The sequence below is a fragment of the Clostridium perfringens ATCC 13124 genome, from assembly GCF_000013285.1.
Classification (GTDB): Bacteria; Bacillota; Clostridia; order Clostridiales; family Clostridiaceae; genus Sarcina; species Sarcina perfringens.
In genome coordinates this window covers 2,236,524-2,249,744 of the sequence record NC_008261.1, presented here as the reverse complement: position 1 = coordinate 2,249,744, position 13,221 = coordinate 2,236,524, and the positions used below count along the sequence as shown (strand labels likewise).

Below are 13,221 nucleotides of genomic sequence, written 5' to 3'. Positions count from 1 at the left end.
AATGAGTAAACCAATAGTTGCTATGGTTGGAAGACCGAACGTAGGTAAGTCGACTCTTTTCAATAAATTAGCAGGAAAAAGAATTTCAATAGTACAAGATACACCAGGGGTTACTAGAGACAGAGTATATGCAGAATCAGAATGGTTAAACAGAAAATTCACAATGATAGATACAGGTGGAATAGAGCCTGAAAGTAGTGATATAATTGTTAAACAAATGAGAAGACAAGCACAAATTGCTATAGAAATGGCTGATGTAATAGTATTCGTTGTTGATGGTAAGGAAGGACTTACTGCTGCTGACCAAGAAGTTGCACAAATGCTTAGAAAAAGTAAAAAGCCTGTTGTTTTAGTAGTTAATAAAATAGATAGATTAGCTTTAGAAGAAAATAGCTATGAGTTCTACAATTTAGGAATTGGAGATCCTATAACTATATCAGCATCTCAAGGATTAGGACTTGGAGATATGCTAGATGAAGTTGTTAAATATTTTAATGATCCTTCAGAAGATGAAGAGGATGATGAATATATTAGAATAGCTATGATAGGTAAACCAAATGTAGGTAAATCATCACTTATAAATAGATTATTAGGTGAAGAGAGAGTTATAGTAAGTAATGTTCCAGGAACAACAAGGGATTCTATAGATAGTTACTTAGAAACAGAAGATGGAAAATTCATCTTAGTTGATACTGCTGGATTAAGAAGAAAAAGTAAAGTAAAAGAAGAAATAGAAAGATATAGTGTAATCAGAACTTATGCTGCTATAGAGAAAGCTGATGTAGCTATACTTGTAATAGATGCTGAGCAAGGAATAACTGAGCAAGATGAAAAAATAATAGGATATGCTCATGAAATGAATAAAGCAATTATGGTTGTTGTAAATAAATGGGATCTTATTGAAAAAGATGATAAAACATTAAGTAATTATCAAAAAGACTTACAACAAAAACTTAAGTTTATGCCATATGCTAAATACTTATTCATATCAGCTTTAACAGGACAAAGAGTACATAAAATATTATCAACAGCTAAATATTGCTATGATAATTACTCTAAGAGAGTTTCAACTGGATTATTAAATGATGTTATAAGTAAGGCTGTTTTAATGAAAGAGCCACCAGTTGTAGCCTTAAAGAGATTAAAAATATACTATGCTACTCAGGTTGCTACAAAGCCACCTAAGTTTGTGTTCTTTGTAAATGACCCTAATTTATTACATTTCTCATATGGTAGATATTTAGAAAACCAATTAAGAGAAAGTTTTGATTTTGATGGAACTGGTATAGAAATAGAATATAGAGCTAGAAAGGAGTAATTTTATGAGTAAAGTGGCTTTTTTAGGAGCAGGAAGTTTTGGAACTTCTTTAGGTATATTATTGGGGAATAAAGGTGTTACGGTTTCTCTGTGGGATAGAGATGAAAATGTAATAAATGACATTAACGTAAACAGAAAGAATGACAAATATATAAAAGATTTAACTATTCCTACTAATGTCACTGCTTATAAAGACTTAGATGAAGCTTTAAATGGGGCTGAATATGTAGTTCTTGCAGTACCTTCTCATGTTATAAGAACAGCTTGTAAAAACCTAAAGGGTAAAATTAATGATGATGTAATAATTATTAATATTGCTAAAGGAATCGAAGAGGGTACTAATTTGAGACTATCTCAAGTTATAAATCAAGAATTACCAAATAATAAGGTCGTAGTTTTATCTGGGCCAAGTCATGCAGAAGAGGTTTCAAAGGGAATTCCAACAACTTTAGTTGCAAGTTCAGAATGTATGGAATGTGCAGAGAAAGTTCAAGACCTATTTATGGATAAAAACTTTAGAATATATACTAATGATGATATCATAGGTGTTGAAATTGGAGGAGCTGTTAAAAACATTATAGCCTTAGCGGCAGGTGTTTGTGACGGTATAGGATATGGAGACAATTCTAAGGCAGCATTAATGACTAGAGGAATGGCTGAAATAGCTAGAATAGGAATTAAAATGGGTGGAAAAGCTGAAACTTTCTTTGGATTAACTGGTATGGGTGATTTAATAGTTACTTGTACAAGTATGCATTCAAGAAACAGAAGAGCTGGAATACTTATAGGTCAAGGGAAAACTGCTGAAGAAGCTATAGAGGAAGTAGGAATGGTTGTTGAAGGAATAAAAGCTTGTAAAGCCTTCTATGAGTTAAAAGAAAAAGAAGGAGTAACAATGCCTATAACTGATATAGCATACAAAGTTCTTTTTGAAGGGGCAAAGGCAGAAAATGCTGTAAGCCTTTTAATGGAAAGAGATAAGAAAAAAGAAGAAATATAAAATTTGATTTAAAAGAGATAGAAAATTTTCTATCTCTTTTTGTTTTAATTAAAAGTGGGCAGTGTTTATAAAAAATGTTTTTTATGTAGTTATAAAATTATGCTAAGTCTTACATATAAAAAAATAAAAATATTTAAAATAAATAGCATTAATTTAGATTTTTTTGAATAAATAATATTAATACATAATATTAGAAAGAGAAAGTTGAAGTTTAGATAAAGGAGTTAAAAAGTATATCCAATTAAAGTAAAAATATATTTTGCTAAACAGTATACTTTTTCAAAGTTTCTAATATATATATAGTGTTAATAATATTTATAGGAGGGTGTATCTTGGAAGATTTCAATATATACAAAGATATAGCAGAAAGAACACAGGGAGATATTTATGTTGGAGTTGTTGGGCCAGTAAGAACAGGTAAATCTACATTTATAAAAAGATTTATGGACTTAATGGTAATACCTAAGATTGATAATGCTTATAAAAAGGAAAGAGCAAAGGATGAATTACCACAAAGTGGATCAGGAAAAACTATTCATACAACAGAGCCTAAATTTGTACCTAATGAGGCAGTAGAAATTGCTTTAGATGATGGCATTAAGTTTAGTGTGAGAATGGTTGATTGTGTTGGATACATTGTTAAAGGGGCTAATGGTTATTTTGATGATGGAGAATCTAAAAAAGTTCATACTCCTTGGTTTGACTATGAAATTCCATTTGAAGATGCAGCGGAGATAGGAACTAGAAAAGTAATAACAGACCATTCAACAATAGGATTAGTAGTTACTACAGATGGAAGTATAACTGGTATAGATCGTGATGATTACTTAGATGCTGAAGAAAGAGTTGTAGCTGAGTTAAAATCAATAGACAAACCTTTTATAATTGTACTTAATTCATTAGATCCAAGGGCAGAAGAGACTTTAGACTTAAAACAAGAATTAGAAATCAGATATGGAGTTCCAGTTCAAATAATGGATGTAGCCAATATGAATGAAAATGACATAAACGATTTATTTACAAAAGTACTTAAAGAATTTCCAGTTAAGGAAATTAATATAGACATGCCAAAATGGATTGAAAAATTAGAGCCTTCTCATTGGTTAAAATCTAATTTTATAGACATAGTTAAAGACATGTGTAAAAACATATCAAAAATTAGAGACGTTAAGGATCTACTTAGTACTTATGGAGAAGATTTCTTAGGGGTAGCAGATATAAGTGAGATGAATTTAGGGGATGGAACTGTAAGAGTTAAAATGACTCCTAAAAATGGCATCTTCTATAAAATAATAAGTGAAATGTGTGATGAAGAATTAAATGATGAAAGTGATTTAATAGCTTTAATCAAAGATTTGCATAAAGCAAAATCTGAATATGATAAGGTAGCTGAAGCAATAAATAGTGTTAAGGAAACAGGTTATGGACTAGTTGCTCCTCAATTATCAGAAATGAAGTTTGAAAAACCAGATATTGATAAGCAAGGTTCAAAATATGTTGTTAAACTTAAGGCGAGTGCTCCTAGTCTACATTTAATAAAAGCAGATATTCAAACAGAAATTTGCCCAATAATGGGAACTGAAAAAGAAACTCAAGAGGTATTTAAAACATTACTTGAGCAATTTGAAAGTGATCCGGAAAAATTATGGCAAAGCAATATGTTTGGTAAGTCCTTAGAGACATTAGTTCAAGAAGGTTTAAGAAGCAAACTTTATAAGATGCCAGATGATATTCAAAGCAAGATTCAAAAAACTCTTCAAAGAATCATCAATGAAGGGGAAGGAAATTTAATCTGTATTATTTTCTAAGGTAATTAATATATTCAAAGACCATATCAAATTTTATTTTGATATGGTCTTTTAAATTTTTAATGAAGTAATTCTATGAATTTTAGAATGTGAAAAATATATATAAGTATTTTTATAATATATGTATTTTACGAAAAGAAGATTATATTAAAAAATATGCTTTAATTTATTAGTTTTATAAAATTTGTAAAAAGATTATAATTATTAGGGGAATGATTAAGTTATTAGGGCTTATTAGTATTTAATATAAGTTTAGCTTTGCAAAGATTGAATAGAATTATTAATTTAATTATAATAAGCATTGTGACGAATGATACTTAGTCAAATAAAAAAGAAATTCGGAGGTACTCATGAAGAAAATAGCTGTAATTTTTAATGGTGGAACAATATCAATGAAAGTTGATGATAGAATAAAGGCTGCAGTTCCAAGTTTGACAGGAGAGGAAATAATGGCTATGGTAACAGGAATAGAAAGCTTTGCAACAATAGAGTCACATAGCTTTTCTTCATTACCAAGTCCACATATTACTCCAGAGATAATGCTTGAACTATCAAAATTTATAAATGCTTTAGTAGAGAGAGAAGATATAGATGGAGTTGTAGTAACTCATGGAACAGATACTCTAGAAGAAACATCTTATTTTGTTAATTTAACAACTAAGACAAGTAAACCAATAGTTTTTACTGGAGCTATGAGAAGTGGATCAGAGTTAGGATATGATGGACCAGCTAACTTAGCTGCATCAATATGTACAGCTGCATCAGATGAAGCAAAAAATAGAGGAGTTCTAGTTTGTTTTAATGGGGAATTAAATAGTGCTTCAGAGGTAACTAAGGCTAATTCAATGGCTTTAAATGCTTTTAGAACACCTAATTTTGGCCCAATAGGAATAGTTGATAATAATAGGGTAATATTTGATAGAAGAGTTCCACAGGAAGATTTTATACCATTAGAGGTTATTGATAAAAAAGTAGCCATAATAAAATGTGCTGCAGGTATGGATGGAGATTTTATATATCACTGTATAGAGAAAAAATATGATGGAATCATAATAGAAGCTTTAGGAAGAGGAAATGTACCACCAACTATGGTTGATGCAATAAAAGATGCTTTAGATAAGGGAATAGTTATAGTACTTACTTCAAGATGTTTTGAAGGAAGAGTAAGTGATAGCTATGGATATCTTGGAGGTGGAAAAAATCTTAAAGAGCTTGGGGTTATATTTGGAGAAAGTATGCCAAGTCAAAAGGCTAGAATAAAGCTTTTAACTCTTCTTGGATTTAATAAAGATTATAGATATATTAAACATAGTTTTGAGAAAGAAAGATATTAAACACATATATTTTAAAAATAATAATAAAAAATATTCGATAATTATTGAATAATAACTTAGAATAGTGTACAATAACATTCGTAGACAGATGAAAAGTTCATTTTATATAAAAACGTTCGTGTTTTTCAATGAGGAATGTTAATAGTAAACTTGATTAAAGTTATTATTCAATAATTGGATAAAAGCTATTTTAAGTTTACTAAACTTAAAATAGCTTTTTTATATTTATGAACTTAAGACGAATGTGGAGGTTTTTTATGGAAAATAAAATTCATGCTTTAAGGGAAGAAGGAAATTTACGTGTTTTACCTGAGAATAAAAGTGAATATAAGAGAGAATTCTTAGCTGGAACAACAAGTTTCTTAGCAATGGCTTATATAATAGCTGTAAATCCATCTATATTAAGCGCAGCAGGAATGCCAGCAGGTGCTATAGTAACGGCAACATGTATATCAGCAGTTATCGGATGTTTAATAATGGGGTTTTATGCTAAATTACCTTTTGGACTAGCTCCTGGAATGGGACTAAATGCATTCTTTACTTTTTCAGTAGTTATAGGAATGGGAATTTCTTGGGAAGTAGCTCTTACAGCTGTTTTTGTAGAAGGAATAATATTTATACTTTTATCATTATTTAAAGTAAGAGAGGCTGTTGTTGATGCAATTCCAATAAATTTAAAATATGCAGTTACAGCAGGGATAGGTCTTTTCATAGCTTTCATAGGATTTAATGGAGCTGGAGTTGTTATTGGAAATCCAGATACAATGGTTGCTATGGGACAAGTTGGTCCTAAAATGTTAATAGCAATGGTTGGACTTTGTATAATAGTAATTTTAGAAAAGAAAAAAGTTAAAGGTTCAATGCTAGTTGGTATAGTAGTTTCAACTCTTTTAGCTTGGGGATATGCTTTAATAAATACTGAAGCCGCAGCTAGTATGGGAATCTATTTACCAAATGGAATATTTAAATTTGAATCAATAGCTCCAATAGCAGGTAAAGTTAATTTTTCATATTTAACTTCACCACAGCATGTATTTAATTTTATAACTATAGTTTTCACATTTTTATTTGTTGATTTTTTTGATACAGTAGGAACTTTAATAGGAGTAGCTTCAAGAGCTAATATGTTAGATAAGAAGGGAAGAGTTCCTAATGCAGGTAAAGCATTAATGACAGATGCTATAGCAACTACGGCAGGGGCTTTACTTGGAACATCTACTGTAACAGTTTATGTTGAAAGTGCTACTGGAGTTGAAGAAGGTGGTAGAACAGGATTAACAGCTATAACAATAGGAGCTTTATTTTTCGTAGCAATGTTTTTCTCACCAATATTTGTAGCAGTACCAGCATGTGCTACTGCACCAGCTTTAATATATGTTGGATATTTAATGCTAACTAGTGTGTTAAAAATAGATTTTAGTGATATTACAGATGCAGTACCAGCATTTTTAATAATAGCTTTAATGCCTTTAACTTATAGCATAGGTGATGGATTAACAATTGGAGTTTTAGCATATGTAATATTAAATATATTACACAATATCTTTACTAAAAATAAAAAAGATAAAAAAGAATTATCAATGGTAATGATAGTTTTAGCGATTATATTTGTAATAAAACTTTGTCTACCATTAATTACACAGATGATAGGTTAAAATGAAAATAAATTTTATTTAGAATATGTACTTTAAAAGACTTTACTATAAGATTGAGAGTTATTTAATAAAAAATAATTTGAGACTTAGGTAAAGTCTTTTTTATGTAGAAGAAATAAGTCTTAAAAAATAAATGTTAACAAAATGTAAAAAATAACTTGTTATTACTTGGATTTTATATTAATCTATATTTAGATTATTTTCAAGGAGGCTCTCTTTATGGTTAAAAGTATGACTGGTTTTGGGAGAGCAACTAGTGAAGAGGGAAAAGAAAGAATATTTTCTCTAGAAATGAAGAGTGTAAACCATAGATATTTAGACATGAACATAAGAATGCCAAGAAGTATGGTTTCTTTAGAAGAAAAAATAAGAAATATTATTTCTTCTAAACTTAGCAGGGGAAAAGTTGATATCTTTATAAATTATAAAGATTATGCTAAAAATCAAGGAGTTGCTGTTTTAAATGAAGATTTAGCTAAGAGTTATGTAAATTCTTTAGAACAATTAAAGTCCTTATTTCCTAATATGCAAGACGACTTAAGTTTATCATTAGTTGCTAGATACCCAGATGTAATAACTATAGAAGAAAAATCAGAAGATTTAGAAGCTATATGGGAAGAGATAAACTCACTATTAAATATGGCTGTAGAAAATATGATTTCTATGAGAAAAGTTGAAGGTGAGAAATTAGCTAGTGATATATTAGTTAAGTGTAGCTCTATAGAAGAAATAGTAGCTTTTATAGAAGAAAAGGCAGAGGTTATTGTTGCTTCTTATAAGCAAAAGTTAGAGGATAGACTTAAGAATTTATTAGGGGAAGTTCCAGTAGATGAAAACAGAGTAGCTATGGAAGTTGCCGTTTTTGCTGACAAAGCTTCGATTGATGAAGAGATAATAAGACTTAGAAGTCATATTAATCAATTAAGAAAAACTTTAACTTTAGATGAACCTATAGGTAGAAAGTTAGATTTCATAGTACAAGAAATGAACAGAGAAGCTAATACAATAGCATCAAAGTCAACAGATTTAGAAATAACCAACAAGGTTATAGATATAAAAAATATTATTGAAAAGATTAGAGAACAAGTTCAAAACATAGAATAATAGGAGGTAGCAAATGAGTATAAAGTTAATTAATATTGGTTTTGGAAACATAGTTTCAGCTAATAGATTAGTAGCAATAGTAAGTCCTGAATCAGCACCTATAAAGAGAATCATACAAGAAGCTAGAGATAGAGGTATGCTTATAGATGCAACTTATGGTAGAAGAACAAGAGCCGTAATAATTACAGATTCAGATCATGTAATTCTTTCAGCTGTTCAACCTGAGACAGTGGCTCACAGATTATCAACTAAGGAAGAAGTAGTTGTTGAAGATGATGAATAAGATACATAAGGATAATAGAGGTGTATTAATAGTTATTTCTGGTCCTTCAGGTGCAGGTAAGGGAACTATTTGTAAAGCCTTATTAGAAAAACACGATGATATATTCATATCAGTTTCTGCTACTACTAGAAATCCTAGAGTAGGAGAAGTTGATGGAGTTAATTATCATTTCTTAACAAAAGAAGAATTTAAACAAAGAATAGCAGAGGATGATTTCCTTGAGCATGCTGAAGTATATGGAAATTATTATGGAACTCCTAAATCAAGTGTTGAAAAAATGCTTGATGAAGGAAAAAACGTAATATTAGAAATAGATATACAAGGTGCTTTAAAAGTTAAGGAAAAGGCTACTGATGGAGTATTTATCTTTATATTACCTCCTTCAATGGAAGAGCTTAAGCAAAGAATAATAAAAAGAGGTAGCGAAACTCCAGAAAGTTTAATGACTAGATTTAAGTCAGCTTATAAAGAAATTAATTATGTGTCAAAATACAATTATGCAGTAGTTAACGATAATGTAGAAGATGCAGTAAAGAAAATAGAAGCTATATTATTAGCAGAAAAATGTAGAGTAGATAGATTAAAAGAAAACTTATTAGAGTCAAAGGAGGACGAAATGCATGAACAACTCTATGATTAATCCATCAATCGTTGATTTATTAAAAAGGGTAGAAGATAGATATTCTTTAGTAATATTAAGTGCTAAGAGAGCAAGACAAATAATTGACGGAGCAGAAACTTTTGTTGATGTTGAGTCAAATAAGCCATTAACAATAGCTATAAATGAAATAGATGAAGGATTTGTAAATTACAAAGACACTGAGGAGAAATAAGAGCTATGAAAGATAAGAAATGTGTTGTTGTAGGAGTAAGTGGAGGAGTAGCTGTTTATAAAGCCTTAGACGTTATAAGCAGACTAAGAAAAAAAGATGTAGAAGTACATGTAATAATGACTAAATCCGCTACTGAGTTTGTAACACCATTATCTTTTCAATCATTAAGCCAAAACATGGTTATAACAGATATGTTTGCTGAACCAAAGGCTTGGGAAATACAGCATATATCACTAGCAAAGAAAGCAGATTTAATGCTTATTGTACCAGCTACAGCAAACATTATAGGAAAGGTTGCAAATGGCATAGCTGACGATATGTTATCAACAACTATAATGGCAACAAAGGCGCCAGTTGTTTTTTGCCCTGCAATGAATACAAACATGTATGAAAATCCTATAGTTCAAAGGAACATAAGTCTTCTAAAGGAGCTTGGCTATGAATTTATAGAACCAGCTAGTGGAAGATTAGCATGTGGTGATGAGGGGAAAGGTAAACTTCAAGATACCGAAATTATTGCAGAAGAAACATTGAGAAGGTTACATTCTACTAAGGATTTACTTGGTAAGAAGGTTGTTGTTACTGCAGGACCTACTATGGTGCCAATAGATCCAGTGAGAATTTTAACAAATAGATCTTCAGGTAAAATGGGATACTCAATAGCAGAGGAAGCGAGAGATAGGGGAGCAGAAGTTGTTCTTATATCAGGACCTACTTCTTTAAGAAAACCTAATGGAATTAAAGTTATTGATATAAAGACAAATGAAGATATGTTTAATGCTATAAAAAATGAATTTAAAGATGCTGATATAGTTATTAAGTCAGCAGCTGTGGCTGATTATAAAGCTAAAAATTATAGCAATGAAAAGATTAAAAAAACAGGTGATGATTTAAATTTAATTTTTGAGAGAGATAGAGATATTCTAAAAACTCTTGGAGATATGAAAGAAAATCAAATTCTAGTAGGCTTTGCAGCAGAAAGTAGCAACTTAAAAGAAAACGCTAAAGGTAAACTAGAGAGGAAAAATCTAGATTATATTGTTGCAAATGACATAAGTAAGCCAGAAACAGGTTTTGCAAGTGATGAGAATAAAGTTACTATAATAAGCAAATCTGGTGAAGAGGTATCTTTAGAAAAGATGTCTAAAAGAGAAGTTGCAAAGAATATATTTGACATTATAAAAGGGCGCTAATTGCGCCTTTTTATTCTATATGAACAAGGGTGATTATTTTGGAGAAATTTGCTGAAGTAATTGTAAATAGTGAAGCTGTTACAATTGATAAGCCTTTTACATATAAGATTAAAGAAGATTTAGTTCATAATATAAAGGTTGGACATAGAGTTTTAATTCCTTTTGGAAATGGAAATAAAAAAATTGAAGGTTTTGTTTTAAAAATATTAGATAATGTTGAAAATAAAAGTATAAGATATAAATCTATATATAATGTTTGTGATAATGAACCCTTATTAAGTGAAGATTCTTTAAAGCTTATTAAATTTTTAAGAGAGAAATATTTATGTAAGTATATAGATGCTATAAGAGTTATGATTCCACCTAAAATAATGAGTGGAAATAAGGAAAAAACAAAACAAGTTATAGTATTTAAAAAATATATAGAAGAATTAAGTGAGCCACAAAAAAGAACTTTAGAGCTAATTGAAGAAAAAAGTGGTGGTTTCACAAAAGCAGAATGGAATAAAATTTTTAATATATCAACATATATGATAAATAAATTAATAGAATTAGATTGTGCTTCTAGTGAAGAAGTAAGGGTTGGAAGGGAAAATTTAAGAGAATTTAAGCCTTATCCGCCTAAGAGTTTAAATGAAGAACAGATAAGAGCATATGATACAATTTTAGAAAGTGATAAAAATATATTTTTATTAAAGGGCGTAACTGGAAGTGGAAAAACAGAAGTATATATGAATTTAGTTAGTTATATGCTCCTTTTTGAAAAGAGTTCATTAATATTAGTACCAGAAATAGCTCTAACTCCTCAAATGATTGAAAGATTTAAAGGGAGATTTGGAAAAGATGTAGCGGTCTTTCATAGTAGGCTTTCAGATGGAGAGAGATATGATGAATGGTATAGGGTTAAAAATGATCAAGTTAAGGTTGTTATAGGAGCCAGATCTGCTATATTTTTACCCTTTAATGATTTAGGACTAATAGTAGTAGATGAAGAACATGAAAGTAGTTATAAATCAGATATGAATCCTAAATATAATACTATAGAAGTTTGTGAGTATTTAAGTTTTCTAAAAAATTGTAAGGTTGTTTTAGGTTCAGCAACCCCTAGTGTTGTTAGTTTTTATAAAGCACTTAAAGGGAATTATGAATTAATTGAACTTAAAAAGAGAGTTAATAATGGAGAACTTCCTAATGTATCTATTGTGGATATGAGGGAAGAGCTAAAATCAAATAATAAAACAATGTTTAGTAGGGATTTATATTTGAAGATAAAAGATAGATTAGAGAAAAAAGAACAAATAATTTTGTTTTTAAATAGAAGAGGATTTTCATCCTTTGTTTCTTGTAGAAGTTGTGGATTTGTTTTTAAATGTAACAATTGTGACATATCAATGACTTATCATAATAATGGATACTTAGTTTGCCATTATTGTGGAAATACTGAAAAGATGCCTAAGCTTTGCCCTAAGTGTGGCAGTAACTATGTTAAACATTTTGGGGTAGGAACAGAGAAATTAGAGGAAGCAGTACATCATTATTTTAAAGAAGCAAAGGTTTTAAGGATGGATGTAGATACAACAAGAAAGAAAAATTCTCATGAGGAAATTTATAACTCATTTAAAAGTAAAGAAGCAGATATATTAATAGGAACTCAGATGATAGCTAAGGGGCTTGATTTCCCAGATGTAACCTTAGTTGGAGTTATGGCTGCAGATATGTCTTTAAATTTGCCAGATTATAAGTCTAGTGAAAAGACATTTCAACTTATAACTCAGGTAAGTGGTAGAGCAGGACGTGGTGATAAAAAGGGAGATGTAATAATTCAAAGTTATTCTCCAAAACATTATGCTTTGACCTGTGCAAGGGATAATAATTATGAAGAGTTCTTTAAAAGAGAAATAAATGTAAGAAAACTTATGGCATATCCACCTTTTGATGATTTGTTTTTAATAAACCTAAGTGCAAAGGGAGAAATAAAAGTAAAGATTTTTGCAAAAAAATTAGAGATGTATTTACGTAATATCTTAAAAGAATATGATAATATATTTATATACGAAGCATGTCCTTGTTCTATAAGTAAAATAAAAAATGTTTATAGATGGCAAATTCTAATTAAGGGAAAATTAGATTTAGAGGTATGCTCTAAAATAAAAAAAGGGGTTTATGAATTATCCAAAGATGTTTATAATGAGATTAAGATTGGTTTAGACATAAATCCTAATAGCTTAATGTAAGGAGGAAGTTATTTTGGCAATAAGAAACTTAAGATTTAATGACGACGAAATATTAAGAAAAAAATGTAGAGTAGTTGATGACATTAATGATAGAATAAAAGTCTTAGTAGAAGATATGATAGAAACTATGTATGAAAATAATGGAGTTGGATTAGCAGCACCACAAGTTGGAATACTAAAGAGGATCTTTGTTGTTGATGCTATGGATGGAGCAGGTTCTAGAGTATTCATAAATCCAGAAATATTAGAAAAAAGTGGAGAGCAAACTGATGAAGAAGGATGTTTAAGCTTACCAGGTAGACATAAACCAGTAAAGAGAGCTAATAAAATAAAGATAAAGGCGTTAGATGTTAATGGAAATGAGTTTGTATTAGATGCAGAAGAATTTTTAGCAAGAGCTATACAACATGAATATGATCATTTAGAGGGAGTACTTTTTATAGATCATGAGCTTTAAGA

General features: G+C 29.7%; 12 protein-coding genes. All 12 read left to right on the top strand.

Translation table 11 applies throughout. The features are described 5' to 3' along the window. Nucleotide 1: 1 nt before the first annotated feature. The 12 genes from der (at nt 2) to def (ending at nt 13,219) form a co-directional block, all read left to right on the top strand. Nucleotides 2–1,318 (top strand): ribosome biogenesis GTPase Der, encoded by a 1,317-nt coding sequence (gene der / locus CPF_RS09765; RefSeq protein WP_003458514.1) that lies wholly within the window; start codon nt 2–4, stop codon nt 1,316–1,318. A 4-nt stretch (nt 1,319–1,322) separates the two neighbouring features. Then, entirely contained in the window at nt 1,323–2,318 is a 996-nt protein-coding gene (locus tag CPF_RS09760; protein ID WP_003458497.1) for an NAD(P)H-dependent glycerol-3-phosphate dehydrogenase, read from the top strand. Between the two features lie 332 nt (nt 2,319–2,650). Further along, nucleotides 2,651–4,126, top strand: coding sequence for a stage IV sporulation protein A (gene spoIVA / locus CPF_RS09755; RefSeq protein WP_003458520.1), 1,476 nt, complete (start codon nt 2,651–2,653; stop codon nt 4,124–4,126). Between the two features lie 350 nt (nt 4,127–4,476). Further along, complete coding sequence (locus CPF_RS09750; protein ID WP_003458466.1) at nt 4,477–5,460, top strand: asparaginase; 984 nt, start codon at nt 4,477–4,479, stop codon at nt 5,458–5,460. Nucleotides 5,461–5,717: 257 nt separating this feature from the next. Then, nucleotides 5,718–7,115, top strand: coding sequence for an NCS2 family permease (locus tag CPF_RS09745; protein ID WP_003471594.1), 1,398 nt, complete (start codon nt 5,718–5,720; stop codon nt 7,113–7,115). A gap of 219 nt (nt 7,116–7,334) precedes the next feature. Further along, nucleotides 7,335–8,219, top strand: coding sequence for a YicC/YloC family endoribonuclease (locus CPF_RS09740; protein ID WP_003449417.1), 885 nt, complete (start codon nt 7,335–7,337; stop codon nt 8,217–8,219). A gap of 13 nt (nt 8,220–8,232) precedes the next feature. Beyond that, on the top strand, nt 8,233–8,502 hold the full coding sequence (gene remA / locus CPF_RS09735; RefSeq protein WP_003458433.1) for an extracellular matrix/biofilm regulator RemA: 270 nt from the start codon (nt 8,233–8,235) through the stop codon (nt 8,500–8,502). Then, nucleotides 8,492–9,142 carry a guanylate kinase gene (gmk, locus tag CPF_RS09730; RefSeq protein WP_011590947.1) on the top strand — a complete coding sequence of 217 codons (651 nt, stop codon included), beginning with the start codon at nt 8,492–8,494 and terminating at the stop codon, nt 9,140–9,142. Before remA ends, gmk begins: the two co-directional genes overlap by 11 nt. After that, on the top strand, nt 9,123–9,335 hold the full coding sequence (rpoZ, locus tag CPF_RS09725; protein ID WP_003449449.1) for a DNA-directed RNA polymerase subunit omega: 213 nt from the start codon (nt 9,123–9,125) through the stop codon (nt 9,333–9,335). The genes gmk and rpoZ overlap by 20 nt, the downstream gene beginning before the upstream one ends. Nucleotides 9,336–9,340: 5 nt before the next feature. After that, nucleotides 9,341–10,528 (top strand): bifunctional phosphopantothenoylcysteine decarboxylase/phosphopantothenate--cysteine ligase CoaBC, encoded by a 1,188-nt coding sequence (gene coaBC, locus CPF_RS09720; RefSeq protein WP_003471651.1) that lies wholly within the window; start codon nt 9,341–9,343, stop codon nt 10,526–10,528. 38 nt (nt 10,529–10,566) lie between these two features. Continuing rightward, nucleotides 10,567–12,762 carry a primosomal protein N' gene (priA, locus tag CPF_RS09715; protein ID WP_011590946.1) on the top strand — a complete coding sequence of 732 codons (2,196 nt, stop codon included), beginning with the start codon at nt 10,567–10,569 and terminating at the stop codon, nt 12,760–12,762. A 13-nt stretch (nt 12,763–12,775) separates the two neighbouring features. Beyond that, nucleotides 12,776–13,219, top strand: coding sequence for a peptide deformylase (gene def / locus CPF_RS09710; protein ID WP_003458459.1), 444 nt, complete (start codon nt 12,776–12,778; stop codon nt 13,217–13,219). Nucleotides 13,220–13,221 lie beyond the last annotated feature (2 nt).